Here is a 21,510-nt window from a genome sequence, read left to right on the forward strand (position 1 = left end):
CTGAAGCAATCTGGTGTTGCAACCACTCTTGTAATGTCGCAATTTGTTTGTTTAAATCAGCGATTGTTTCGTTTTGAACTGCCGCTTGTTGTTGCAAGGTAGCATGGCTTTCTTGTTGAGCCGCCGCTGAAGCAATCTGGTGTTGCAACCACTCTTGTAATGTCGCAATTTGTTTGTTTAAATCAGCGATTGTTTCGTTTTGAACTGCCGCTTGTTGTTGCAAGGTAGCATGGCTTTCTTGTTGAGCCGCCGCCTCAGCCATCTGCTGTTGCAACTGATTTTGTAACGTGGCAATTTGTTTGTTTAAATCAGCGATTGTTTCGTTTTGAACTGCCGCTTGTTGTTGCCAATTACTATTGCTTTCTTGTTGAGCCGCCGCCTCAGCCATCTGCTGTTGCAACTGATTTTGTAACGTGGCAATTTGTTTGTTTAAATCAGCGATGGTTTCGTTTTGAACTGCCGCTTGTTGTTGCCAATTACTATTGCTTTCCTGTTGAGCCGCCGCCTCAGCCATCTGCTGTTGCAACTGATTTTGTAACGTCGCGATTTGTTGGTTTAAATCGGCGATGGTTTCCCCTTGCGCCGCCGCTTGTTGTTGTAAAGTACTATTGCTTTCTTGTTGAGCCGCCGCCTCAGCCATCTGCTGTTGCAATTTGTCAATAACAGCGGATTTTTCTGCTAACTCTTGTTGTAGAGCTTGCAGCTTCTCCAGGGATACACCTTGTTCTTCTGGGGCTGTAGCCTGAGTTGGTGGTTCTAGAGTAGCATTCGCTGCGAGCGCGCCACTAGCAGCTGGCTGTATTTCAGGCGTGGGATCTGATTTTTTAGCGGTTGTTTCCTTCTTGGCACGCGGCGCAGTTTTAGGGCGTGCAGGTTTAGAACTTTGAGTTTTTTTCGGCATTAAATTCATCTCCCAACGCATTCACAGATTGACATCCGCCTCCACTTGAAACACTGGGAATGTTCCATCTTCCAGCGATTGAGCTTTGCTGAGACTCTCCCCTCTTTGTTTTCAGCTATTCGGGCAGGATTTAATCGTACATCGAGCTATTAGTATTTGTCAATTTTGGAGCGATCTTTCTGCCAAAATTGATCTGTCTTTCATCCTTCGCCAACATTTTTATGACAAAGGGTGAAAGACTTGTTGTTTAAAATCAAGAATTATTGAAAATCGTCAAGAATTAATAAAATTATTGTCTCAGCTATTGACTTTTTTCCCGTTTGTGGGTGGAGCGGTGAGCGTTAGCCCAGCTTTCCCCAGGAATCCCATTCCGTTCCACCCAAGCTACAACAGCTAAACCCGTTCGTCAAATCTGGTGCGAAAACCACCATATTTAATCCAGTATTGCTTCAAAGCATGGTGAGGCGTATGTAAACTTGCCTTTGCTCGATAAAGAATCACCTGACGATGATCGCCCATCCAAATTTTGCCAACTGGTTCAACAGATAACAATGCCCCTCCTAAAGCCGCGATGCAGTCAGAAAATCGGTCCAGCGCGCTATAATCAACCGTTTCATAAATAAAAAAATTGCCCGAACAAATCAAATGTCGGCTGCGAATCCAGCATTGCATCTTTTTTTGCGCTTGGGGTGGTAGCATAGCCGCTTTTACACGAACTTCAGTTCGCTCCTGTAATGCGTTCATAAAACTACCTCCTCAAAGTCGATCTAGAGGGAGTTCGTCAGCAAAACTTGCACGCTTTTCAAACTGCAACGGTCCAAAGGTAGATCCCCAGACTTGTTGATGGTTTTCCATATCCATACCTCGATCTAAACTGAGCCAGGTTGTTTCCGTAATCTCTACATCGCTGATCAAATATGTCAAACAGCCGTTGCGTTCGATCAAACACTTGTTACCCGGTTCCACACTGCCTCGAAACATCTCGCCCTCGCGTTTGAAAATCATCGAGCAGTGATATCGTCGTTCGATGCAGTTGGGTGTAATAGTTCTGAGAATGCTTAATTCTCTCGCCGCCCCGGCGTATAGCATCGGATCGTCCAGACCATAATTTTCGATATAAATTTGGTCGCCACAGTCAATTAATCGATGGACGCCCTGACGGTAGGGACTCCACAAATCGTGGTCGTAAACTTGTTCCGAGTAAAAACCAATGGCATTAAAAAACTCAAACGGTAGCGGACGAAAAAAGATATGAATATGGGCGAATTGTCGAGGCTTTTCAAAGGATTGCTTGTAATTGCTGAAATCCCCTGCCATCCACTGCGCCAGCGTTACTAGATCGTTTGTTTTGACTGAAGTCATAAATCAAGACGAAGAACGAATTTCCGATGAGAAAGATGCAGTCACCACTCCACTTCCAGCGCTGGTTTTGATTAGCGATACCCGAAAGCGTAAGTTTGGATTGGCAAACCAGATTTTTTCCTCAGCTGCGGCGCGGTCGTAACTTGTCAGCAGCACAAAAGTTTCGTCCTCTGTAAAGTGATAATCACCCGCCGCCGCCACGGTTTCAGCGTATCCTTGATCGCGAAGTAATTTACCTCGTTTGGGGACATCTGGATCTGGTACAGGTATCAAGACGCTAGTGCCTTTTATTTCTGCATTTTCATCCCAATCCGATTGTCCTTCCCAGGTCATGCGAAAGGGAGATACTATCTTGCTTGGGTCGATGTTATACAACTTACAAAGCTCTAGCACTGCCGGATCTTCTGGTGAGAGGGCAATGATATCGATCTCTGATTGTACGGCTTCAAAGTGGCTGAAAGCCAAATGATGGGCGCTGCGCTGCGATCGCCAATGCCCAATTGACCGCTCCACAAACTCAGTAATATCCATTGGTTTTATTAATCAACTTTCCCCACAATAACTGAGCCAAGATCTCGTTCTTTACAGCGGATTGCAGCCGTTGATGGTACACCTTCGTTTGTGTAGGGGCAGCATTAATACTGCCCCTACACAAACTAAGCCTTAAGGCTTTCCTTCACTCGAAAAGCAATCCGGTAAATGAGTTTGATTGTTCGGTTTGATACATTTGATCCATTTCTCTCATGGTTTAATCGGCTAATGGGGAAATAGTCCGACCGCTGACTAGACTGAGGGTTCAAAGCCAAGTTTTGATACCCGTAGCAATGTCAATTAGAAATTGCACCAGGTTTCTGAATTTAAATCCGTCAGGACTGACGCAAACAAACCCGGTTTCTCCGAATAAAAATCGTTAGTTTGGGAACCAGAGATATGCCTCCGGCACGCTGCGCGAACGACGGTCGAAACCGGGTTTCTGGCAACGCCCTTGCGTCAGTCCTGTCAGTGCCAAAATACTAACAACGATCGGGTGTGAAAGCAGTTTTTTAGCACTCCTATGCGCTCGCTACCAAAAAATTCCCTTTGCTTGCCACAATAGCAGAGATTGTGTCTCTGCTATGGGGTGGGTTCTATAGACTAGACAATCTCAGTGATGCTGACAATCTTGCCGCTGGTGCGGTTAATCCGCTGAATCTGAGGAGTCATGCGATCGCCGGGAACAATATACTCCGTCTTGCTGACGCGGCGGGGGCTGTCAAATTTAGAACCCTGCACCACGATTTTGAACCGCTTTTTGTTCGCTTCACCAGAACCACCCAGATTTACATCCGCTGGTTTTACTTGATTCGGACTGTTGGTCGCAACTGCATAAACCAGTTGAGATGCTTTAACTGCGCTATCAATTTGAGCCGGACCCCGATCCAGCGCAAACGTGCGGTTATAGGTAACCTGACTCTTTCCAACTTCTGTTTTTGCGCCCCGATTGTAAGGCACAATATTTTCGCCAAAAGCCGACTGGTACTCTTCGCTGTCGATGTAGGAATCGATCTCGGCGTCGTATCCTTCTGCGACGCAACGAACGAGGTGCTGGGAAATTTCCGCCTGAGACTGGGGCGGACGGCCCAGGAAATGTTTAAAGTTCAGTTCTACAAAACGGTAGGGAGCGCACTTTTCAAAATACCGAGAACGATAGAATTCCGACTTACCCACCGCCCGGACAAACTCCCGCACCGAGATGCTACCATCTGCCAATTGGGATTCTGCCGTCACCAGGCGTTCGCTTTCCATGATGTGGGGATTGCCTAAAACCTGCTTATAGACGGCGCGAATAATTGCCTGCACTTCATCTTGGGTGCGGGGAGTGCGGAGTTCCATTGCTGTCATGGTTGGCATAGCTAAACTACTCCTCAAACTTGTTTTACTCAGAAATCAGAATTCAAAACTCGCCCAATCATTAATGCAAGTTGCAAGCTTGCTAATTGTTAATTGCTAATTGTTAATTGCTAATGGCTAATTGCTAATATCAGATTTTTACTTCCATTAGCCATTAGCCATTAGCCATTAGCCATTAGCTAGGAGCTTTTACACAGGCGTGATGCTGGCGATTACACCACCCTGCTTGTGAATCCGTTGATACTCTTCGGAAAGCTTATCGAACGGAACCAAGTAGACTTGATTGCTGCGGCGGAACTGGGAAATCCGATTAACCGCTTTGGAACGGTAGCCAGTAACTTCGATGCGGAAGACTTTGCCGCCTTCGCTCGCTCCCGTGCCCAGACGAACCCGCGCGCCCACTGGTGGATTGCGGAACGTTGTCCCTGGTGGAACCACTGGGGTTGGCGTTGCATTAATCACCAATGAGTTGAGCTTGGGAGTCTTACCTGCCAAGTCTGCCTTGAGAGAACTGGTGGAAGCACCCCGCACCAATTGGAAGGTATGGGTAAAGCCGATCATGTGGCTAATTGCTTCGGTCTTGTAGCCCCGGATGTAAGGCACAATGTTCTCTCCGAAGACGCTCTGATATTCGTCGCTGTCGATGTAGGAGTCGATTTCAGCGCCAAAGTCGCCCGCATCCAAGATGGCACTGTGGGCTTTCATTTCTTCGTAGCTGTTGGGGGCACGACCGAGCAAATGCCGGAAGTTCAACTCGATAAACCGATAGCGGGGGCAATCTGCAAAGCGCGACCAGTAAAGATCCGACTTGGCCACAGCGCGGACAAACTCGCGGACGCTCAGTTCGCCCCGCTTAAACTGTGACTCCGGTACTGCCAGACGCTCGCTTTCCATGACGTAGGCATTGCCCAACACTTGTCTGTAGACGGCTTTGATTAAGGTTTCCGCTTCTTGATTAGAAGTACCGGGAACCCACTCCAACGGGGGAGTTTCGTCAAACAGGCTAACTCCTAAGCGTGACGCTGGTCCAAAAGGCATTCAGCCAATCTCCTAGTTAAAGAAATACGCTGAGATCGATTTTGCAATAGAAAGCAGACACAATTCAAACTTTCGCTTAAATTGACGGAAAGCTTCCTGCTTCTACCAGGGGAGTCGGCTCCTAACCTGTCCACAGGCATAAATTCCGCGCTTGCCGCCCGTACTCAGATGAGAGCAAAATGATGAATTGCTTTTGCCTGCAAAAAATTTTAGGCTTCCGAGTTGCCATCAACTCTGGGAGCCGGGAAAGCCATCACCTGTATGAGTTTCATCAACTCGATACAAAGCTGTGACGCCTTGCACTTCCCGATCTTCCTACAAGCATGTCACTAAAAATATTAAAAATTGTTGAGCTTGATTGTGTAGATTGGTTACATTAATGAAAAAAAACCTCAATGGTGGTATGAGCGCCCGGATTTCAGAGCCTTGGTTGGTTTTGGCAGCGCGATTCCCCTGAGGGGAGGCGACGCGAACACCAGCCGTCAAGATTAAAATTCCGCTTTGAATTGTAAAGTTTCTGAGAACGGATTTACTCGGTAGCGCCTGCCTGCTGTAACAGTTGTGCCGCCCTGACGGAACGGAACGATCGCTTGGCTTCACTCAATGGGGTTGCCCAAGAGCGGGTTCTGGGATGAAAGTCCGCACCATGTGCCAGCAGCAGTTCCATCTAGATCGAAGCAAGGGTACTCCCGCCACACTGTAGGTTGGCGGCGAGGGGAATTGGGGGTCTTCTGAAATGCTGCACCAACAGTGCATCCTTAACCACTTGTTGTCTTAATTTTCTTTCTGAGACTACGAATGTATTCACGAATTACCTCTGTTTGACTTCTGCTCTCTTGTTTGCAATAGGCTTTCAGTGTCTCCAGTTCTGATTCGGGGAGCCTGATTGTCAAAGGTTTGTCGCTGGTCATACTGCAATCTTCATTAAATATACAGTACAATGTTAACATGATGCTAACTTACCAGTACAAACTCAGACCCACGAAGGAACAGGTTGTCACGTTTGAAACCTGGGGCGAGTTACTGCGTCGTCATTGGAACTATGCACTAGGCCAGAGACTGGATTGGCTGACTCGTACAAGGTCACAGATTGACCGTTGCAGCCTTGTTTCTGAGCCAATTGGTGAAGTTCCAGAAAAAGTTGATTACTACACACAAGCAAGTGACCTTAAGCGAACTAAAGAGTTATATCCGGACTACAAAAACATTTACACCGACTGCCAACAGCAAAACCTAATGAGGTTAGATAAGGCAGGGAAACGTTGGTTAGTACCGGATAAAAACGGAAAGCGAGGAGGAAGACCGCGTTTTAAGAAGCGCGGTGACATTTGTTCGTTTACTTTTCCACGTGTTAACTGTCCAAAAGCCGGCGCGCATTTAGCTGGTAATACACTGAAACTGTCGAAGATTGGTGAGGTTGAGGTTGTCCTGCATCGACCAATCCCAGAGGGGTTCGAGGCCAAGCAAGCAACAATTCTGAAAAAGGCGGATGGCTGGTATGTCAGCTTTTATCTAGAGGAAAAAACTGTTCCTATTCCCCTACGAATCAACGAAATAAAAACTGCTACTGGCATAGATGTTGGCCTGGAACCAAATAACCACTGCTGAAGGAAAAAGCATTGCAGTGCCGCAGTATTACCGTAAAACACAAGCAACATTAGCTCGTCAGCCACGGCAAATTGCACGTAAAACAAAGGGATATAAGAATTACCAGAAGCAAGCTAATAAGGTAGCTAGACTTCACCTCCACATCGCCAGACAAAGAAGAGAATTTCATTATCAAGTAGCTAATTGGTTGGTCAATTCCTATGACTTGAACCTGAATATTAAAGGCTTAGCCAGAACGCCGCTAGCTAAGTCAATACTTGATGTCGCCTGGGGCGCATTCCTCGAAGTTATGCCAGCAGTAGCGGTCAAACGCGGTAAGCATACAAAAGGCGTTGATCCGAGAGGCACAAGCATTCAGTGTTCTGGTTGTGGTCAGAGAGTCGAAAAAACCCTGGCAGTTCGCGTTCATAGTTGTTCCTGTGGGCTAGTCATTGACCGGGACTGGAACAGTGCAAGGAATCTTTTAAACCTTGGGTCGGTTGGACTACCGATTCCTGGCTGTGGAGGCTTAGACGTTGGTCAGCCTATGAAGCAGCAAGTCTCCGAAGTGAATCTGAGATGCTCCCACTACACTGCTTGCAGTTAGTGGGAGAGTTGTCACTGTCAACTGCCAGGTACAAAGCCGTATCGCCAATCTTGTTGGTGGCATCAATATCTGCCCCCAAGTCAATCAAACGCCGGATCGCATCCACCAGACCAAACCGAGCTACGGACATCAGCACTGTTTCTAGGTAATTTTTTTTACCAGTTATATCCGCTCCCCGAGCGAGCAAGGCATGGATAATATCGTGTCCGGTTGCATCGGGTGCGTTGGGAGAGCAAAGGGGATGGGGGAGCAAAGGGGAGAAAAAACGCTTTTTCGCACAATCAACTATACACAACTGATCTCTCGCGGACATGATATAATATGCGAATCTCCGCGCTCCGCTGCGTACATTAGCGCGGTGTAGTTGGCATCATTTTTGACATTAACATCGGCTCCGTGCGCCAGCAGAATGTTAACTACATCCAGGTGGCCCTCTGCTGCTGCCCACATGAGGGCGGTGTTGCTCTCTCCAACTGGCGTGACTCCCCCAGTCACATTAACGTTTGCTCCTTGAGCTAAAACAGCTTCGACTGTTTTAGCATCACCCCTCAATTGCTGGTCTAATGAAGACATTTATGCCCCACTGCATAGTTTTACTTTAAACTTGGCGGGCTATCTAATTCCTGGTCTGCAAGCCCGATAGACCATCAACTAAGATCCTACTAACGCAAGTTGCTAGTTATAAACTTTGGCGTTGCTAATTGCTAATTGCTAATTGCTAATATAGGATTTTTACTGACATTAGCCATGAGCCATTAGCGATTAGCTGCTATGCATGAGATAACTAGCAACTTGAGTTACTATCACTGTGAGGGACAACTATTATGGCAGTGGTCATTCCATTGAAAGCGATCGCTCTATCTCCCGGCAGCCATTTGGTGATTAACGATGTCACCTGGGAGCAATATGAAGCCTTGCTGGAAGAACTAGGTGAAGAACGCCGCATTCCTAGAATTAATTATTGCAATGGGAGCCTAGAACTGATGTCACCCCTACCCGCTCACGAACGTCCTCATCGCATCATTGCCTACATTGTGACTGCTATCTTGGATGCCCAAGGGAGAGACTGGGAAGATTTCGGCGCTACCACGTTTAAGAAACCCACACAAGCTGGATTAGAACCGGATACTTGTTTTTATATCCAGAATGCGGAAAGGGTGCGTTCTCTAATGCGAATGAACATGGATGAAGATCCACCCCCCGATCTGGCAATTGAAACTGATGTTACTTCTCGAACAACTTTGGAGGCATACGCAATTTTAAAAGTACCAGAAGTTTGGATATACAACAATGAAAAACTGAAAATCTGGCTATTGCGAGATGGCAATTATTGCGAATCTGATTCCAGTTCCATATTCCCCGACTTACCGATTATCGAAATGATACCCCGCTTGGTAAAACAAGCTTTTCAAGAAGGCAGCAGCAAAATGCTGAGAGAACTCAGACAGCAAATGCAACAGGAGGGCTAATATGCCAGTCACCACACCAATTCGTCAGATTCAGCTACAACCGGGAAGTGTTGTGATAATTCCCAACATTAGCTGGCAAGAGTTTGAGCAAATTTTAGAAGAGTTAGGCGAAAAACGCAGCACCCGCATCGCATATAGCAAAGAAACATTAGAAATCATGTCACCCTTACCGCAGCACGAACGAGCAATTGTCGTTATTAGCGACTTGGTTAAGACATTGTTGCGGAAGCAGCAACGCCCTTGGGAATCACTACGCTCAACCACATTTAAGCGCCAGGGAATCGCCGGGATTGAGCCAGATGACTGTTTCTATATTCAGAATTATCGGGCGATTATTGGCAAAGATAAAATCGATCTCGCGAGGGACCCTCCTCCTGATTTGGCAATTGAAAGCGATCTGACTTCCAAGACAGAAACAGATGCATACACAGCTATAAAGGTTCCGGAGTTATGGATATATGGAGCAGGTAAGCTCGTTATCAATTTGCTGCAAAATGATGAGTATGTCGAGTCAATCGCGAGTCCGACATTTCCAGATTTGCCGATAACCGACATCATTCCCAGAATGGTTGAGCGGGCAAGGGAAATCGGTATGTATCAAGTGTTGCTGGAATTTGAAGCATGGTTGGATGCTAGTTTAAGATGTGAGTAACGCTTCACGCACCCACTGCCGAAATGCTCTTCTTGCTGCACTAGATCCCTCTGTCTCGCTCAATTTCAAAAACTGTAAAATTCCCTCAATAATAGGCAAATTCCCAAATGTCGGGCTAGTTTCTACCTGCACATACTCGCCTTCACCCAAGACGAATACTTGCAATTTGCCATCTCCATAACACCACAGTTCCGGCACACCTAAAGCCAGATAAGCTGAAAGCTGAGTCTTGGAAGTTACGTCTATTTCAACTGCTAAATCTGGTGGTGGATCGACTGAAAGATCCAGCCGTCGCTTCCCTATCATTCGGCGAGCATTTTGGATATAAAAACAGGTATCTGGTTCTAAACCTGCTGCCATTTCTCGACGCTTAAATGTTGTCGATCCGTAAGATTGCCAGTCGAGTTCTAACTCATCAAGCAGCAGCTTAATCATGTCGCCGATCAATTCTTTATTAATTTCATGTTCTGGTAACGGCATCCGAATCTCTAAAACCTCCTGAAAATAGGCAACTCGTGCAGCGCGATGCTCTCCCAGTTCATCTAAAATTGCTTCAAATTCTGCCCAACTAATATCGCGCAATGTCAAGTACTGCCCTGGTTGAACGTCGATCTGACGCAGTTGTAGTGTTACGACCATTGCATCCTCCGTACCGTTTACGTCTATAATATCGGGATGCTCAAATTCGGAAGGATTTTAGGCGCTCGATTAGATGGTCAAAATAGGGTGCGATCGCATCTTCCCCTTCCCCATCTATCCGCTTCAAACTCGCCGTTTTAATTCCTTCTAACCCAACTACCATCGCGTCCAAAGGTACTTGTAATTCTTGATACAGCAATTTCATATAGTCCAACCCTGTATCGCTTGTATATTCGGTATTTTTCCCCGCTATTCCGTAAGTAATGCAGCGCAGAAAGTGCCAAAAATCACGCCAGCACGCTTCGGCTCGCGGGGCGGGGTATAAACCGCCACCGGGTTGGGTAATATCGGGAAAGGTTGTGAGGACAACTTGCCTAGCTTCGTCTACAATTTCGGTGACGCGATCGCGCAACAGTTTCGCTACTGGAATCAAGTCTGAAGTTGCGGGAGAAAGGTTTTGGATCTGTTGGAAATCTTCATCGGTGAGATATCGTCCCTCATCGTCCGCTGCTTGGAATAGCGGGATAATCGCAGGTGGATGCGTCGCTTCCCAGCCTGAAAAACTGACAATTCTGGCTTTTTTAATCAGTTCTTTAACTGCTTCGCTGAGTGCAGGTTTCATAGTTCAATATCCGTTAATGGAGCTTTTGGTCTACAAGTTCACGATCCACTGAATATCATCACAGGTAACTAACTGGGAAGCACGCTCTAAGAAAACTCCTGGTCAATCATTTTTCTAACCTCTGCATTTAGCTCAGGAACTTTGTTGGTCACAACATCCCACACAATATCGTAGTCAACGCCAAAATAATTATGAATTAATCTGTCACGCATTCCAGCAATTGCTCGCCAATCAATGGCACTGTACTTTTGACGCAATGGATTTTGCAATTGTTTAACCGCCTCACCAATCACCTCAATACTACGTACATAAGCTCGTTTCAATGTTTCATCTTCCACAAAGGTAGCTTTGTCTAACCCACTATAATTGGCTATGATATAGGCTGTCTCGTCGAGGATGTGCTGTAGATACTCACGTGCCGACGGAGACATATTCAACCTCGCGCAAAATGTGTGGACCAATATAAGGACTTAATGACTCGATAGTAATAAGGTCAACTGCCCTATCGAAAATATCTTCCAGAAAAAATGACAACTGCATGAAGTTATCAAATGTTTTTTTGTCTGGAGCAAAGACAACAAGAATATCGACATCGCTTTCAGCATGGATATCTGTATCGCGCACAAACGAACCAAAAAGTCCACAACGTTCAACACCAAAACGTTGTAATTCTTGTTGATGCTCTCGGAGAAGAGATATCACTTGATTTTTAGTTTGTACAGGCATCGCTTGCTGCGCCAACCCATCTGTCTTTGAGTTTATCACAGTCCCATTTTTGAGCAGATATGCGAGCCTGTTTTTTGTTTTCATCGCTATCTTTGTTCGGTAACTAGGGTAAGGCTATCCCACTTTCCCTTGTCGTCGTAGGTGCGAATCATGCGTTGGCGCAATCTTGGTTGAATTAACCAGCTAACTTCCATAAAAAAGGCATTTCCTGGGGTAATCTGAGTTGGACAGGTTGAAGCTGCGCCATCGGGCAATAACAAAATCTGATATTGTTGGGAATTTTGCTCAAAATTGAGGCGCAATTGCTTGCTGTCCTCGGCAATTTTGAGCGGACAATCTGTTTCCTGAACCGATGCAAGTACGAGCTGGTTTTCGCTGAGGCGATCGCATTTCAGGCTAGTATTAGCAGTCACCGATGGACGCCCATCTGGATACAGGGTGACGGCTTCTCCCTCCCACTCGCCCAGAAAGTCATCGAGGGCTAACGGTGGACGTTCTGGGGCTGTTGTTCCGACACGTCGCTCTCGCACCAACGTTAGCTTAAATAGCTGGCTATTGGCGGCATCAAACTGTTGAATCAAACGCATCCGGCGATCGCTTTCTTTAAAACCGAACTCGGCACCAAATAGAGTACCAGTAGCAAAGTACGGCGAACCTTCGCTAAAAGCGCCCATCTCAAAAAATAAAGCACCGGAACTCGGCGCACTGAAGTCGAAAGCGAGTTCTTGGGGCTTTAGTTCGGATGAACCGGGGGCGGTAGGATAGTAGCGACGCAAAGCTAGGTGAATCGTTTGATTTTCGTTCACCCCTGTCAGCGAGATAACGCTTGGAATATCATCAATGAGTTCTCCCTGGGGCGAGAGGTGCGTAAATGACCCCTCCCACTCTCCCAGATTTTCCAGTACGCACTCCCATTGCTTTTTCATTACCAATCGTCTTCCTCTGTTTTGCGCTCAAGTTGAGTAATTGCCAACTTTAGTACCTGTTGCAACACTGTTTCTGATTCTTCGGATAATGCGGCTTGCAAAGGTTCTATAGCTGAGGGATCGCCTACTTTCATCAACGCCAGCGCCGCGGCTTTGCGGGTTTCCCCATCAGCATGATGCAATAATTGGGCCAGATTGGGAATTGCCGGTTGATAACCTAAGTTACCCAAAACCGCTGCTGCTTCGCACCGCACGTTCGCGTCCGAGTCCGTAAGCGCATTTACCAGCAGGTTGAAAGCTTGAGGTTCGGGGGATTCCTGGGCGACTTTAGCGATTGCACCCACCACTGCAGAGCGTACTTCTGGCGAATCGGATGCGATCGCTGGATAAATATACTCTTTTGCCTCTGCCCCAATAAATGCCAGCGCCCATGCGGCATGACCTTTAGTCGCTTCTGAATTTTCTGGCGACGCTAAAATTTCCAATAATACTGGCACTGCTGCTTCCCCTGTCCGCGCCAGCGCCCCTACCGCCGAACCTTGGACAACCGTATCCTCATCGTTTAAGAACGCATGTACCAGATTTGGCACGGTTTTTGGATCTGCGAGCAAGGTCAGGGTTTTAGCACTCGCTCGCCGCACCACCACATTTGGGTGATTTGCCAGCGCTTCCAGCAAAAAAGGGGTTGCCGGTTCGCCAATTTCACCCAAAGTCTGTGCGAAACTCAACCTGACTAACCCGCGCGTATCTCCCAGACACTCCACCATCTGCTTGAGGAGTTGATGGTTATCGGGGTCGAAGGTTTCCAAGTCTAATTGTTCCTTGACAGATGCCAACAAAGCATCAGTTTCTGCGTGAGACAGCGGCACAGGATTCTCCCCGGATTGAGTCTCAAACTTGAGCGAATTACTCATGACTTAGTTACCAGTAGTTAGAGCCGCCTGACGCTGGCGAAGTTCGCTGATTATGCCATCAATTTTGGCAAGTTCCGGTTCTATTTGAGCCATTGCAGTTGCTTTCATCACCTTAGCCCGTTGCGCCGTTGCCAGAGCCTCGTTGACCAAACGTTCCCGATATTGCTCAAATGCTTCGATCGTCTCTGCCAGTTCTTCAGCGGTTGCCTGGTCTATGGGAGTCAGTTCTGAGGTTTCAGACATTTGTGCTGTTTCCTAAATCGGTATCTATAAAATAAAGAGTCTATTTCAGATTTTCTCAGATCCCGTCGCCAACAAGCTAACCTTTTTGAGTTGCTATGGATATTCAAGCAATCGAAACGTCGCTCAATCATCCTGATTTTCAGTATCGCCTCAAAGCGATCGCTGCCCTCAAAGACTACACCCCAGAGGTAGCCGTTCCCCTACTCACCAGCAAACTCCACGATGGTGAATTCCTGGTGCGAACCTTCGTTGCCAGGGAACTCGGCAAGCAGCAGACGGCGGAATCTTTCGCCGCATTGCTGGAAATGATCAAATTCGACAATACCCCAAACGTGCGGGCAGAGGCAGCCAATTCCCTGTCTTTGTTTGGCAAGGTGGCGGCATCCCATCTAGTTCTGACCTTTTGCCAGGATGACCACTGGCTGGTGCGTCGCAGCATTTTGCCCGCCCTAGTTGAACTCGAATGTCCCAGGGAACTGTTTGAAGTCTGCATCGAAGCCTTAGCCGGAGAAGATGCAGGCGTCCAAGAAGCTGCCGTCGATGCCCTGGCTACATTAGCACAAACCAGTCAGCATGATGCCGCCCTGTCTCAATTACTGGCGTTGGTTAGTTCCGACTCGGAACAGATTCGCCTCCACGTTGCTCGTGCGCTCAAGCATTTTGACCATCCGCAAGCCAAAGCAGCTCTGAGTCAACTGCGGCAAGATGGGGATCATCAAGTCGTCGCCGCTGCCTTAGAAGACTTGCTATAACAACAAACTCTGCCTTTTGAGGCACAAAAATCCCCCTTTTGGGTACTGTCTCGCCCGGAGGTGGGGATTTTATCGTTTAAATAGACTTGTTTGAATTTTCACCATAACTTCATACAGCCTCCCCAGCTCACTACTCTTGACTTTTGCCTCGCTATGATCAATGCAAAAGCTCGAAATCGCATCCCATCAAGACTAATAAGTATAAATGCTGACAGAATTTAACAGTTTGTCTGCCAGAATTCTGGAAGGTAAATTCAGAACAGCGAAAAGCAGTTTTTTAGTTCATTTTTAGGAGGTAACTTATGTCTCACAACCATCCCGGTCAAATGACGTGGAAAGTCCCAGGTGCAACCGAGTGCGTACTACACTTGCGACGCAGTCCTTCAGAACCTTGGCGGCACTATAAGGAATTCCCGGAGTACGTTTTGCCCGATCCACCCCATTTTTCCGAAGGGTACGCCACGTTTCTGGCACTGCTAAAAAAGAACTGGCAAGCAGTGAAGTCCTCGTAAACCGGGATCGTGTATGTGAGTCACAACCTGACAAAAATCGTCAGAAACCTAACCGCACAGGAAGCGATCGCTTTCTCCTTCGCATTTTTGTAAGTGTTTGAATTCAAGCGATCGTGACTTGCTTCTTTCCCATCTTTTATCAAAATTCTATTTTCTCCGGTTGAGCCAGTCTTCGCCACCTGGTAACTGTACTAAATGTTCTTCAATTAGCGCTGGTAATTGTTTGGCAGAATGGGTATAAGTCAGGTCAATTAGTTTTGTCGCTATTTGAAACAGTTGAGGTTTATCTAACATTTCTGATAATTGAGAACGGGTAAATTGTCCGTTCATAACTTCTTCACTTGCATCTGCGATCGCATCCTCAATGATTTCTTCCTCAATTAAACTTCCCCATTCATCTGAATTGACATAATAAGAAGTTTTGTTTTCTTTTAAGTTGAATTCTTGAATTTCTCGAATTGAATTGCGAATTGATCCTGCCCAAGAGTTAGTTAATCTTTTTTCGACTTGGTTTTTAATCAAGTGAATGATTAAAATTTTCAAAAACGCTTTGATTCTCCGCAGAATTTCTTTTTTACTCATCCCTTCTAACTCATCTACAATCGCTAAAGCATCGCTGTAGCGTCCTTCTAAGATACTGGCTCTTAAATCTGTAAGTTCTTGCGTCATATTTCTTAACCTCTTCACCTTAGTTCATTACTTAGATTTGTCCAGCGCAGTCTGGACTCTACTTCCTCCAGAGGCAAATCTAAAGCTTGGGCAATTTGTTCCGCCGTTAAGCGAACTTTTACCAATCGCGGTATAGTTTCTAGTTTAGCTAGTTTTCGAGCAGTTTCAGTAATCAAGCTACGCAAATCACCTTTGTTTCTCTGAAAAATATTCGACTTGGAACTAGAGATTTACGCAGAAACAAAGGTGATAGGATCGTCGTGGGTAATTCCTGGCTAAGATAAAAGAGTTACAATTAGATCGGGATTTGGGGTGTGAGAGTTGAAGAAATAATTTGGCTGGATGCGATCGTAGACAAGCTTGCTGTCAAACACCGTGTTATACCTAACGAAGTGGAGGAAGTTCTGCTCTGCATAAGTACTAATTTTAAGCGCTAGAGATATGGCTCAAAAGGAGAGAAATCAGTATGGCAGAAAGTAATTATACAGGATTGCCTTCATTTAATTATACTCAAGAAATTGTTGAGTTGTTTGACAAACATGACATGGGTGAGTTTTGGGAATCAATGCCAGAAGCATATTTTGATGTAGATATTAAAGGGAAACAATATCTAATTTCTGTGGATGAATCTCTGATGATCCAGCTTTTGGAGATTGCTAAGTCACAGGAAGTTTCGATTCAATCACTTGTAGATTCATGGCTAAAAGAGAAGGTTTTAGAAGTGAGTTGAGTTAGATAGTCTCAAATAGTGCGGCACTGGAGGAAGGAGCGATCGCTCGGTTAAAATGAAACAGTATGCACCCCGATAAGTTGATTGTAATGGTAGTTTTTTCAGCAGGAAATGATGCTAGATGAAGCAATTCTCGAACGTCGTTTAGCAACCCTCGAGCAGGAAGTCGCTGACCTTAAACGCAAATCTGAGAGCAACTCAATTTCTGGCAACTGGCTCGATAAACTGATTGGCTCAATCTCTGATGAATCAGCTTTTCTGGAAGCTCTAGAATACGGACGTGCCTTTCGTCAGGCTGACAAACCAAATGATGAGGGTTACGAACAAGCGTGAAATATCTGCTTGACACTGACCACATCAGTTTCCTACAGCGTGGTTCCGGTTCGGAGTTTAGCCGATTAACTTTTCGGATGGCTCAACACCCAATCGCGTATTTTGCCTTATCGGTTGTCAGTTTCCACGAGCAGGTACTTGGCGCTGATAATTTCATAAATCCTGCGCGAACAAATACCGACATAATTCGTGGATACGCTTTATTGTTAGAAACCCTTCAGGGATTTGCAACTGCTCCTGTTCTACAATTCGATGCTGAAGCAATTGCGGTCTTCGATCAATTACGAGCGCAACGGGTTCGTGTATCCACGATGGATTTGAGAATAGCAGCAATTGCCATCTCTCGCAACTTGGTATTATTAACCCGAAACGTTAGTGACTTCAGTAAAGTTCCAGGTTTAGGGACGGAGGATTGGACAATCTAGACGGAAGTTGCCCCTCTGCGGAGGCAACTTCCGTCTCAGATACTGGAGCTTAAATCTATAAGTTCTTCTGTCATATTTTTTGAACTCAATTTATTAGCTAGGTTCGTTTATCGCCTCGCTTGTTGTACGTCTTCCAGAGGCAAATCTAAAGCTTGGGCAATTTGTTTTGCCGTTAAGCCAATTTTTACCAAGCGCGGTATTGTTTCTATTTTAGCTATTTTTCGAGCAGTTTCAATATTGCGTTCCTTGCTCACAGGTGTAGCAGTTTCGCTAACGATAGATTCAAAATTTTCAGCTTCAGATTTTTCGTTGACTTGTGAAGGGTTACGACAAAGGTTAATATTACCACCGACAAGAGAATTTCCAATGATTTGATATTGAGAATTATCTAATCCTAATCTTTCAACAGAAGCCCGAAAATTAGATTTATTCAAATCTTCTCCCAACACTTCAGAAAGCATCTGCCAAAGAGCGTAAGCTTCATCTTTAGCGTGACCTCGCGTACATTTATATTCTTTCGCAATATCAGCGTATTTCTGACCCGTGAGAACGCCTTTGAGAATTGCTCTTTGCAGACTATCGAGGTGCTTACCTGTTTGATGGAAAACCAGGTCGTCCAAATATTTCAACACCTCTGCTACGTCCATAGCCTGCGGCTTAAATCCTACCCTATCCGCCATTATCCGCTACAATCCGCCCCTTGTAAACTTTTTTAATCTAACTCCCGTCTTTATCCGCCACTAAAAAATGCTGACGTCCTTTGAAATTCCTGGAATAGAGTAAATAAGATTACTCGATGTTACCAATCAGATTTTCTGAAATCACGCTAAGGAGGTATTACCTATGGGTTTGTTTGGATAGATTAGCCAGTCTTTGAGGGTATTTAGCAGTGTCTTTGACAGGGTGGAAATCAACCTGAAAATTTAGGCATTTTTGTACTTGATCGCGGAGGAATACAAATGAGTAAGCTCGATGTGGCTGTTACTATAATTGGCATATCTGTAGCGCTAACATTTTTAGCTGGTTGTCGAGGTAGTTTGGATGATATTGCGAGCATAGCTGCCAAAAAAGGAAGCAATGCAGGAGATGACGTTGCGCGACAGGTTCCTAATAGAACTGCTGTAGTAACCGCAGTTTCCAGGAATGATGAAGTAGATGAACTGCTCGCTAAGTGCAGACGCCAAGTACGTGAAAGTTTTGTAGACGTAGCATGGGAGCAAGTCAAGTCTTCGGGTGGTAAAGTATCGGAAAATTATTTAATTGAGGTTGCTAGAGATGGGATTCAAAAATGTACTGTTGGCGAAGTATTAGATGAATCAGCTAAGTTAACGCAAGTTGCTAGTTACATCAAGCGGTACTGGTAATGGCTAATGGCTAATGGCTAATGGGTAGTTGTCAAGAAGGCAAAAGCCTGTTAACCCAATTAGCAATTAGCCATTAGCAATTAGCAAGCGAGCAATTACCGCTGTCACAAGTTATAACTAGCAACTTGGGTTAAGTTAGTAGTTTCAGAGTTTAAGCAGGAACATCCGGAGGCAGAACTGGAGTAACTTAGCTTAAGTTAAGCAAAAGCCAATATCATTGGCTATCTTCATCATGCGAGCGCTTCTCCCTTCCTTCACGAATAAAGCAAGGGAGGAGCGATCGCTTTTATTCAATCCAGGACTTACGCTCATATTCCCGGTTTTTACCAAAAATCGTTGGTTTGTCAACGAAAGATCGACGAAGAAACCGGGTTTCTGGCAACGGGTTTCTGGCCTCGTCGTGCGTAATTCCTGCAATCTTAACTGTTATCCGTATCCAAAATTTCTCGAATCCGCTGCCTAAACAACCGCACTGCACTTCTTTGTCCAATTGTTCGACTTTGTTCGATAAAAATCGGAATTTCTGCAATCGGTAAAAAGGGAAAAGCTAAACTCTGTTCGCACTGTTCGTATCCTGCCTCAATCCGGCGATAAACTAAAAGCGTTTTCTTAGTATATCGCCACAGTTCAGGTACGCCTAAAGCGGAATAAAGAGCTTCTTTATTAACAGAAGAACTGGTGTAATCTGACTCTACTGCTAAGTCAGGTGGTGGAGCTTCTGGTAAGTTGATTTTTCGACCCCTTACCAAGGCTTCATTCTGAATGTAAAAACAAGTGTCTGGTTCCACACCACGAGTTAAATCCTCTCTGTCTAGAGTTAAAGACCCTAACTTTCTCACTTCTATACCAAGTTCGTCTGCAATTGCTTCAACAAAACTTTCTATCAAACCTTTGGGTTCTTCGTGTTCTTCTAGTGGCATTCTAATTTCCAATAATCCTCGATCGTAAGCTATTCTCCAAGCGCGATCATCTCCCACTTCTGCCATCAATTTTGTGTAAGTTTCCCAGCTAACGCCTTTCATCAAAACTCTGGTTTCTTTGGCGGGTGCGGGAACGGGTTGTTCGGCTAAATTTTTGTTTGTTGTTACCATATCCACTGCTCTCGATTTGTTCTGCCGTTAAGCCAATTTTTATTAATCGCGGTATCCTTGCCAATTTAGCTAGTTTTTGTCAGGCTGATAAGCCATAACAAGATCCCGCGCTCGCTCTGATTTTATCAATCAACCAACGAGTGGTGCGAGCGGTTTTTCTATTAACGCAAGTTGCTAGTTAACCCAAGTTGCTAGTTATAACTTGTGACAGCGGTAATTGCTCGCTTGCTAATTGCTAATGGCTAATTGCTAATTGGGTTAACAGGCTTTTGCCTTCTTGACAACTACCCATTAGCCATTAGCCATTAGCCATTACCAGTACCGCTTGATGTAACTAGCAACTTGCGTTAGTTATAAACAAGGGCGTTGCCAGCTTGCTAATTGCTAATTGCTAATCTAGGATTTTTACCAATCTCGCCATTAGCCTCGTGACCCAGGCGGTCGCCTGGGAACGCCATTAGCCGCTGTGAGAGAGATAACTAGCAACTTGAGTTATTAACATTTTGGCAACCCTTGAATCTCAGGATTGCCAACTCAGTAATTTGACGCGCCTGGGGAGTGTCAATTAGCGATCAAACTCTGGCGCGTAGTTCTGCGAGTAAAGGCATTCCAAACATCCAATTCCCTATCAGGACGGCTCAGCAACATGTTTCTAATCGCGTCGCTCAGTCCTTGAACGCGACTAAAATCTGCCCCAGCAATGCTATTCAATTGCTCAATTTCAACCCCAGTGAAATCGGCGGCTCGCAGATCCGCTCCTTGCAAATCTACGTTATTCAACCGCACATTTCGCAAGCAGGCTCCCGTAAGATAACTGAGCCGTAAATCTGCACCGCTCATCCGCGCATTTTGTAAATTAGCCCCGGTCAAGTCTGCGCCGCTGAGGGATGCGCCAATTAAATTTGCGCCTTCTAAATCGGCATTTTTCAAATTAGCAGTATTTAGCTGTGCCCCGCTGAGATTGGCTTTTGGCCCAATTGCTCCTAAACTTTTATAAGCAAAATCTTCAGGCCAAATTGTTTCTCGGTCGTATCTAGCGGCTTGTAATTTGGCTCCCTCTAAGTTCGCACCGCTGAAATTGGTCTTTTGCAATTGCGCCCGATATAAAAAAGCACCTTGTAAATTCGCATTACTTAAATCTGCCCCCTGCAAGTTAACCCGCCGCAGATCTGCACCCCCCAGGTTGGCTTCAATCAGGTTTGCACCGCTGAGGTTGGCTCCAATTAGATTTGCCTGACGCAGATTGGCTCGTTGTAAATCCTGTCCTCTGAGATCGATTTGATACAAATCTTGGTTGGGTGCTAGACCTGTTTTGAGAGCGATTGCCATCTCGGATACAGGCTGAGAAAATATAGATGACTCGGTTTCTAAGAGAGAATTATCCACACCATTTAGTTAAAATTATGATTCCAAAGTCATTTTACCGGCACTTGAGGTGACAAATGCCCCCGATCTTCCCGATGACGATGATGGACTTTTTTCGCAAGAGTGAGGGTACTTGGTTTACCCAGCGCAGCGTTCACCATTTCGATCTGTCTGCGGATCAGTCTGGAGAATCCAACCTAATCGTACAAGTGGTGGAACGAGAAGACCCCAGAGTCAGTACAATTTGCCAGCAGCAGGGAATCGATCCTGCCCTGGCGATGGGGGGCGCTAGCTTTATGTGGCAGGAAAATCAGGACAATCGCGAACCAGATCCGGATCGGGCAGCGGTACTGGTTGATGTGCCAGATGATACTAGTCTGTTGTCTGGGAAATTAATTCGCGATCGCGGCTACATAGAAAGAATGCCAGTCATCAGTCGCTACTGGTTTGGCAAGGACGGCATTTTGACCATCGATACCGAATACGACAACAACCAAGGACAAGAACGCTGCTGGTTTCTTACGGATGACTTTCGCGTGCGCGTTAGCACCGTGCGAACGATGGATGGCGTTTACCTGATGACCTATTGCTCGGAGCGGCGTTGCGTATCCGAGGCGACGTTGGAGCAAATGATACAGCGAAATTTGGCAAGGGCAGCCGCACAGTGACATCATCCCCCACGCTGATCAGAGA

The 21,510-nt window shown here is 45.8% G+C and carries 33 protein-coding genes and 1 pseudogene; 10 read left to right on the forward strand and 24 right to left on the reverse strand.

Annotated features, from left to right (window positions below; genetic code table 11):
* The 8 genes from MiSe_RS33435 to MiSe_RS33470 form a co-directional block, all read right to left on the reverse strand.
* The coding region (locus MiSe_RS33435) for a coiled-coil domain-containing protein (RefSeq protein ID WP_226588239.1) at positions 1-901 on the reverse strand (901 nt) is incomplete at its 3' end.
* A gap of 393 nt (positions 902-1,294) precedes the next feature.
* Positions 1,295-1,645: a CpeR family transcriptional regulator gene (locus MiSe_RS33440; protein WP_226588241.1), complete on the reverse strand. Its 351-nt coding sequence runs from the start codon at positions 1,643-1,645 to the stop codon at positions 1,295-1,297.
* Positions 1,646-1,657: 12 nt separating this feature from the next.
* Positions 1,658-2,263 carry a chromophore lyase CpcT/CpeT gene (locus MiSe_RS33445; RefSeq protein ID WP_226588243.1) on the reverse strand — a complete coding sequence of 202 codons (606 nt, stop codon included), beginning with the start codon at positions 2,261-2,263 and terminating at the stop codon, positions 1,658-1,660.
* Positions 2,264-2,266: 3 nt separating this feature from the next.
* Positions 2,267-2,794 (reverse strand): phycobiliprotein lyase, encoded by a 528-nt coding sequence (locus MiSe_RS33450; protein ID WP_226588245.1) that lies wholly within the window; start codon positions 2,792-2,794, stop codon positions 2,267-2,269.
* 603 nt (positions 2,795-3,397) lie between these two features.
* On the reverse strand, positions 3,398-4,153 hold the full coding sequence (locus MiSe_RS33455) for a phycobilisome rod-core linker polypeptide (RefSeq protein WP_226588247.1): 756 nt from the start codon (positions 4,151-4,153) through the stop codon (positions 3,398-3,400).
* Between the two features lie 189 nt (positions 4,154-4,342).
* Entirely contained in the window at positions 4,343-5,191 is an 849-nt protein-coding gene (locus tag MiSe_RS33460) for a phycobilisome linker polypeptide (RefSeq protein ID WP_226588249.1), read from the reverse strand.
* Between the two features lie 529 nt (positions 5,192-5,720).
* The gene (locus MiSe_RS33465; protein WP_226588250.1) at positions 5,721-5,858 is read right to left on the reverse strand and encodes a hypothetical protein; all 138 of its coding nucleotides are present in this window, start codon (positions 5,856-5,858) and stop codon (positions 5,721-5,723) included.
* 91 nt (positions 5,859-5,949) lie between these two features.
* Entirely contained in the window at positions 5,950-6,141 is a 192-nt protein-coding gene (locus tag MiSe_RS33470) for a ribbon-helix-helix domain-containing protein (RefSeq protein ID WP_307731591.1), read from the reverse strand.
* Between MiSe_RS33470 and MiSe_RS54130 the strand changes: the two are divergent.
* Positions 6,140-7,385 (forward strand): annotated as a pseudogene (locus MiSe_RS54130) (RNA-guided endonuclease InsQ/TnpB family protein). The gene MiSe_RS33470 and the pseudogene MiSe_RS54130 overlap by 2 nt on opposite strands.
* Here the strand turns inward: MiSe_RS54130 and MiSe_RS33480 are convergent.
* Positions 7,324-7,698 (reverse strand): ankyrin repeat domain-containing protein, encoded by a 375-nt coding sequence (locus MiSe_RS33480; protein ID WP_226588255.1) that lies wholly within the window; start codon positions 7,696-7,698, stop codon positions 7,324-7,326. The pseudogene MiSe_RS54130 and the gene MiSe_RS33480 sit on opposite strands and share 62 nt — an antisense overlap.
* Positions 7,671-7,958: an ankyrin repeat domain-containing protein gene (locus tag MiSe_RS33485; protein WP_226588257.1), complete on the reverse strand. Its 288-nt coding sequence runs from the start codon at positions 7,956-7,958 to the stop codon at positions 7,671-7,673. The genes MiSe_RS33480 and MiSe_RS33485 overlap by 28 nt, the downstream gene beginning before the upstream one ends.
* A 251-nt stretch (positions 7,959-8,209) precedes the next feature.
* Here MiSe_RS33485 and MiSe_RS33490 point away from each other — a divergent pair, with 251 nt between their 5' ends.
* A complete protein-coding gene (locus MiSe_RS33490) occupies positions 8,210-8,854 on the forward strand; it encodes a Uma2 family endonuclease (protein ID WP_226588259.1) in 645 nt (214 codons plus the stop codon).
* A gap of 1 nt (position 8,855) precedes the next feature.
* Positions 8,856-9,506: a Uma2 family endonuclease gene (locus MiSe_RS33495; protein ID WP_226588261.1), complete on the forward strand. Its 651-nt coding sequence runs from the start codon at positions 8,856-8,858 to the stop codon at positions 9,504-9,506.
* Here MiSe_RS33495 and MiSe_RS33500 read toward each other — a convergent pair.
* The 7 genes from MiSe_RS33500 to MiSe_RS33530 form a co-directional block, all read right to left on the reverse strand.
* Positions 9,492-10,145, reverse strand: a complete 654-nt coding sequence (locus MiSe_RS33500) for a Uma2 family endonuclease (protein WP_226588263.1) — start codon at positions 10,143-10,145, stop codon at positions 9,492-9,494. The genes MiSe_RS33495 and MiSe_RS33500 overlap by 15 nt on opposite strands.
* Before the next feature lie 40 nt (positions 10,146-10,185).
* Positions 10,186-10,767, reverse strand: a complete 582-nt coding sequence (locus tag MiSe_RS33505) for a bilin-binding protein (protein ID WP_226588265.1) — start codon at positions 10,765-10,767, stop codon at positions 10,186-10,188.
* An 86-nt stretch (positions 10,768-10,853) separates the two neighbouring features.
* Entirely contained in the window at positions 10,854-11,198 is a 345-nt protein-coding gene (locus MiSe_RS33510; RefSeq protein ID WP_226588267.1) for a HepT-like ribonuclease domain-containing protein, read from the reverse strand.
* Complete coding sequence (locus MiSe_RS33515) at positions 11,179-11,493, reverse strand: nucleotidyltransferase family protein (protein ID WP_444980588.1); 315 nt, start codon at positions 11,491-11,493, stop codon at positions 11,179-11,181. Before MiSe_RS33515 ends, MiSe_RS33510 begins: the two co-directional genes overlap by 20 nt.
* Positions 11,494-11,579: 86 nt before the next feature.
* Complete coding sequence (locus tag MiSe_RS33520) at positions 11,580-12,419, reverse strand: DUF3598 family protein (RefSeq protein WP_226588272.1); 840 nt, start codon at positions 12,417-12,419, stop codon at positions 11,580-11,582.
* Positions 12,419-13,333: a HEAT repeat domain-containing protein gene (locus MiSe_RS33525; protein ID WP_226588274.1), complete on the reverse strand. Its 915-nt coding sequence runs from the start codon at positions 13,331-13,333 to the stop codon at positions 12,419-12,421. The genes MiSe_RS33520 and MiSe_RS33525 overlap by 1 nt, the downstream gene beginning before the upstream one ends.
* A gap of 3 nt (positions 13,334-13,336) precedes the next feature.
* The gene (locus MiSe_RS33530; RefSeq protein WP_226588276.1) at positions 13,337-13,576 is read right to left on the reverse strand and encodes a DUF8630 family protein; all 240 of its coding nucleotides are present in this window, start codon (positions 13,574-13,576) and stop codon (positions 13,337-13,339) included.
* Between the two features lie 95 nt (positions 13,577-13,671).
* Here MiSe_RS33530 and MiSe_RS33535 point away from each other — a divergent pair, with 95 nt between their 5' ends.
* A complete protein-coding gene (locus MiSe_RS33535) occupies positions 13,672-14,328 on the forward strand; it encodes a HEAT repeat domain-containing protein (RefSeq protein ID WP_226588278.1) in 657 nt (218 codons plus the stop codon).
* A 302-nt stretch (positions 14,329-14,630) separates the two neighbouring features.
* The gene (locus MiSe_RS33540) at positions 14,631-14,840 is read left to right on the forward strand and encodes a hypothetical protein (protein ID WP_226588280.1); all 210 of its coding nucleotides are present in this window, start codon (positions 14,631-14,633) and stop codon (positions 14,838-14,840) included.
* 20 nt (positions 14,841-14,860) lie between these two features.
* Here the strand turns inward: MiSe_RS33540 and MiSe_RS51370 are convergent, their stop codons facing one another.
* The 3 genes from MiSe_RS51370 to MiSe_RS33550 are packed head-to-tail and all read right to left on the reverse strand — an operon-like array spanning position 14,861 to position 15,685.
* The gene (locus MiSe_RS51370) at positions 14,861-14,983 is read right to left on the reverse strand and encodes a hypothetical protein (protein WP_264196752.1); all 123 of its coding nucleotides are present in this window, start codon (positions 14,981-14,983) and stop codon (positions 14,861-14,863) included.
* A gap of 4 nt (positions 14,984-14,987) precedes the next feature.
* Positions 14,988-15,509: a DUF29 family protein gene (locus tag MiSe_RS33545; RefSeq protein ID WP_226588282.1), complete on the reverse strand. Its 522-nt coding sequence runs from the start codon at positions 15,507-15,509 to the stop codon at positions 14,988-14,990.
* Between the two features lie 14 nt (positions 15,510-15,523).
* On the reverse strand, positions 15,524-15,685 hold the full coding sequence (locus MiSe_RS33550; protein ID WP_226588285.1) for a hypothetical protein: 162 nt from the start codon (positions 15,683-15,685) through the stop codon (positions 15,524-15,526).
* Between the two features lie 290 nt (positions 15,686-15,975).
* On the opposite strand from MiSe_RS33550, the gene MiSe_RS33555 reads away from it, so the two are divergent.
* From MiSe_RS33555 to MiSe_RS33565, 3 genes are all read left to right on the forward strand, one after another.
* Positions 15,976-16,239, forward strand: coding sequence for a CopG family antitoxin (locus tag MiSe_RS33555; protein ID WP_226588287.1), 264 nt, complete (start codon positions 15,976-15,978; stop codon positions 16,237-16,239).
* 114 nt (positions 16,240-16,353) lie between these two features.
* The gene (locus MiSe_RS33560) at positions 16,354-16,572 is read left to right on the forward strand and encodes a transferase hexapeptide repeat containing protein (protein WP_444980589.1); all 219 of its coding nucleotides are present in this window, start codon (positions 16,354-16,356) and stop codon (positions 16,570-16,572) included.
* Positions 16,569-16,997, forward strand: coding sequence for a type II toxin-antitoxin system VapC family toxin (locus MiSe_RS33565; protein ID WP_444980587.1), 429 nt, complete (start codon positions 16,569-16,571; stop codon positions 16,995-16,997). Before MiSe_RS33560 ends, MiSe_RS33565 begins: the two co-directional genes overlap by 4 nt.
* A 107-nt stretch (positions 16,998-17,104) precedes the next feature.
* On the opposite strand, the gene MiSe_RS33570 is transcribed toward MiSe_RS33565, so the two are convergent.
* Entirely contained in the window at positions 17,105-17,644 is a 540-nt protein-coding gene (locus MiSe_RS33570) for a helix-turn-helix domain-containing protein (protein ID WP_226588293.1), read from the reverse strand.
* 312 nt (positions 17,645-17,956) lie between these two features.
* On the opposite strand from MiSe_RS33570, the gene MiSe_RS33575 reads away from it, so the two are divergent.
* Positions 17,957-18,361, forward strand: coding sequence for a hypothetical protein (locus MiSe_RS33575; protein WP_226588295.1), 405 nt, complete (start codon positions 17,957-17,959; stop codon positions 18,359-18,361).
* A 192-nt stretch (positions 18,362-18,553) separates the two neighbouring features.
* On the opposite strand, the gene MiSe_RS33580 is transcribed toward MiSe_RS33575, so the two are convergent.
* The 3 genes from MiSe_RS33580 to MiSe_RS33590 form a co-directional block, all read right to left on the reverse strand.
* Positions 18,554-18,778 carry a hypothetical protein gene (locus MiSe_RS33580; protein WP_226588297.1) on the reverse strand — a complete coding sequence of 75 codons (225 nt, stop codon included), beginning with the start codon at positions 18,776-18,778 and terminating at the stop codon, positions 18,554-18,556.
* A gap of 2 nt (positions 18,779-18,780) precedes the next feature.
* Entirely contained in the window at positions 18,781-19,452 is a 672-nt protein-coding gene (locus MiSe_RS33585) for a Uma2 family endonuclease (RefSeq protein ID WP_226588299.1), read from the reverse strand.
* A gap of 561 nt (positions 19,453-20,013) precedes the next feature.
* Entirely contained in the window at positions 20,014-20,781 is a 768-nt protein-coding gene (locus MiSe_RS33590) for a pentapeptide repeat-containing protein (protein ID WP_444980590.1), read from the reverse strand.
* Between the two features lie 113 nt (positions 20,782-20,894).
* Here MiSe_RS33590 and MiSe_RS33595 point away from each other — a divergent pair, with 113 nt between their 5' ends.
* Positions 20,895-21,485 carry a phycobiliprotein lyase gene (locus MiSe_RS33595; RefSeq protein ID WP_226588304.1) on the forward strand — a complete coding sequence of 197 codons (591 nt, stop codon included), beginning with the start codon at positions 20,895-20,897 and terminating at the stop codon, positions 21,483-21,485.
* Positions 21,486-21,510 lie beyond the last annotated feature (25 nt).

This window comes from Microseira wollei NIES-4236, from assembly GCF_020521235.1.
Classification (GTDB): Bacteria; Cyanobacteriota; Cyanobacteriia; order Cyanobacteriales; family Aerosakkonemataceae; genus Microseira; species Microseira wollei.

What these genes read in the sequence shown, in the direction of transcription:
- MiSe_RS33560 (WP_444980589.1), top strand. Translation starts at nt 16,354, where the DNA reads ATGCTAGATGAAGCAATTCTCGAACGTCGTTTAGCAACCCTCGAGCAG.
- MiSe_RS33555 (WP_226588287.1), top strand. Translation starts at nt 15,976, where the DNA reads ATGGCAGAAAGTAATTATACAGGATTGCCTTCATTTAATTATACTCAA.
- MiSe_RS33585 (WP_226588299.1), bottom strand. Translation starts at nt 19,452, where the DNA reads ATGGTAACAACAAACAAAAATTTAGCCGAACAACCCGTTCCCGCACCC.
- MiSe_RS33450 (WP_226588245.1), bottom strand. Translation starts at nt 2,794, where the DNA reads ATGGATATTACTGAGTTTGTGGAGCGGTCAATTGGGCATTGGCGATCG.
- MiSe_RS33575 (WP_226588295.1), top strand. Translation starts at nt 17,957, where the DNA reads ATGAGTAAGCTCGATGTGGCTGTTACTATAATTGGCATATCTGTAGCG.
- MiSe_RS33595 (WP_226588304.1), top strand. Translation starts at nt 20,895, where the DNA reads ATGCCCCCGATCTTCCCGATGACGATGATGGACTTTTTTCGCAAGAGT.
- MiSe_RS33590 (WP_444980590.1), bottom strand. Translation starts at nt 20,781, where the DNA reads ATGGCAATCGCTCTCAAAACAGGTCTAGCACCCAACCAAGATTTGTAT.
- MiSe_RS33465 (WP_226588250.1), bottom strand. Translation starts at nt 5,858, where the DNA reads ATGGAACTGCTGCTGGCACATGGTGCGGACTTTCATCCCAGAACCCGC.
- MiSe_RS33570 (WP_226588293.1), bottom strand. Translation starts at nt 17,644, where the DNA reads ATGGACGTAGCAGAGGTGTTGAAATATTTGGACGACCTGGTTTTCCAT.
- MiSe_RS33460 (WP_226588249.1), bottom strand. Translation starts at nt 5,191, where the DNA reads ATGCCTTTTGGACCAGCGTCACGCTTAGGAGTTAGCCTGTTTGACGAA.
- MiSe_RS33515 (WP_444980588.1), bottom strand. Translation starts at nt 11,493, where the DNA reads ATGCCTGTACAAACTAAAAATCAAGTGATATCTCTTCTCCGAGAGCAT.
- MiSe_RS33525 (WP_226588274.1), bottom strand. Translation starts at nt 13,333, where the DNA reads ATGAGTAATTCGCTCAAGTTTGAGACTCAATCCGGGGAGAATCCTGTG.
- MiSe_RS33500 (WP_226588263.1), bottom strand. Translation starts at nt 10,145, where the DNA reads ATGGTCGTAACACTACAACTGCGTCAGATCGACGTTCAACCAGGGCAG.
- MiSe_RS33545 (WP_226588282.1), bottom strand. Translation starts at nt 15,509, where the DNA reads ATGACGCAAGAACTTACAGATTTAAGAGCCAGTATCTTAGAAGGACGC.
- MiSe_RS33520 (WP_226588272.1), bottom strand. Translation starts at nt 12,419, where the DNA reads ATGAAAAAGCAATGGGAGTGCGTACTGGAAAATCTGGGAGAGTGGGAG.
- MiSe_RS33540 (WP_226588280.1), top strand. Translation starts at nt 14,631, where the DNA reads ATGTCTCACAACCATCCCGGTCAAATGACGTGGAAAGTCCCAGGTGCA.
- MiSe_RS33505 (WP_226588265.1), bottom strand. Translation starts at nt 10,767, where the DNA reads ATGAAACCTGCACTCAGCGAAGCAGTTAAAGAACTGATTAAAAAAGCC.
- MiSe_RS33530 (WP_226588276.1), bottom strand. Translation starts at nt 13,576, where the DNA reads ATGTCTGAAACCTCAGAACTGACTCCCATAGACCAGGCAACCGCTGAA.
- MiSe_RS33480 (WP_226588255.1), bottom strand. Translation starts at nt 7,698, where the DNA reads ATGTCCGCGAGAGATCAGTTGTGTATAGTTGATTGTGCGAAAAAGCGT.
- MiSe_RS33490 (WP_226588259.1), top strand. Translation starts at nt 8,210, where the DNA reads ATGGCAGTGGTCATTCCATTGAAAGCGATCGCTCTATCTCCCGGCAGC.
- MiSe_RS33445 (WP_226588243.1), bottom strand. Translation starts at nt 2,263, where the DNA reads ATGACTTCAGTCAAAACAAACGATCTAGTAACGCTGGCGCAGTGGATG.
- MiSe_RS33455 (WP_226588247.1), bottom strand. Translation starts at nt 4,153, where the DNA reads ATGCCAACCATGACAGCAATGGAACTCCGCACTCCCCGCACCCAAGAT.
- MiSe_RS33495 (WP_226588261.1), top strand. Translation starts at nt 8,856, where the DNA reads ATGCCAGTCACCACACCAATTCGTCAGATTCAGCTACAACCGGGAAGT.
- MiSe_RS33440 (WP_226588241.1), bottom strand. Translation starts at nt 1,645, where the DNA reads ATGAACGCATTACAGGAGCGAACTGAAGTTCGTGTAAAAGCGGCTATG.
- MiSe_RS33535 (WP_226588278.1), top strand. Translation starts at nt 13,672, where the DNA reads ATGGATATTCAAGCAATCGAAACGTCGCTCAATCATCCTGATTTTCAG.
- MiSe_RS33470 (WP_307731591.1), bottom strand. Translation starts at nt 6,141, where the DNA reads ATGTTAACATTGTACTGTATATTTAATGAAGATTGCAGTATGACCAGC.
- MiSe_RS33485 (WP_226588257.1), bottom strand. Translation starts at nt 7,958, where the DNA reads ATGTCTTCATTAGACCAGCAATTGAGGGGTGATGCTAAAACAGTCGAA.
- MiSe_RS33510 (WP_226588267.1), bottom strand. Translation starts at nt 11,198, where the DNA reads ATGTCTCCGTCGGCACGTGAGTATCTACAGCACATCCTCGACGAGACA.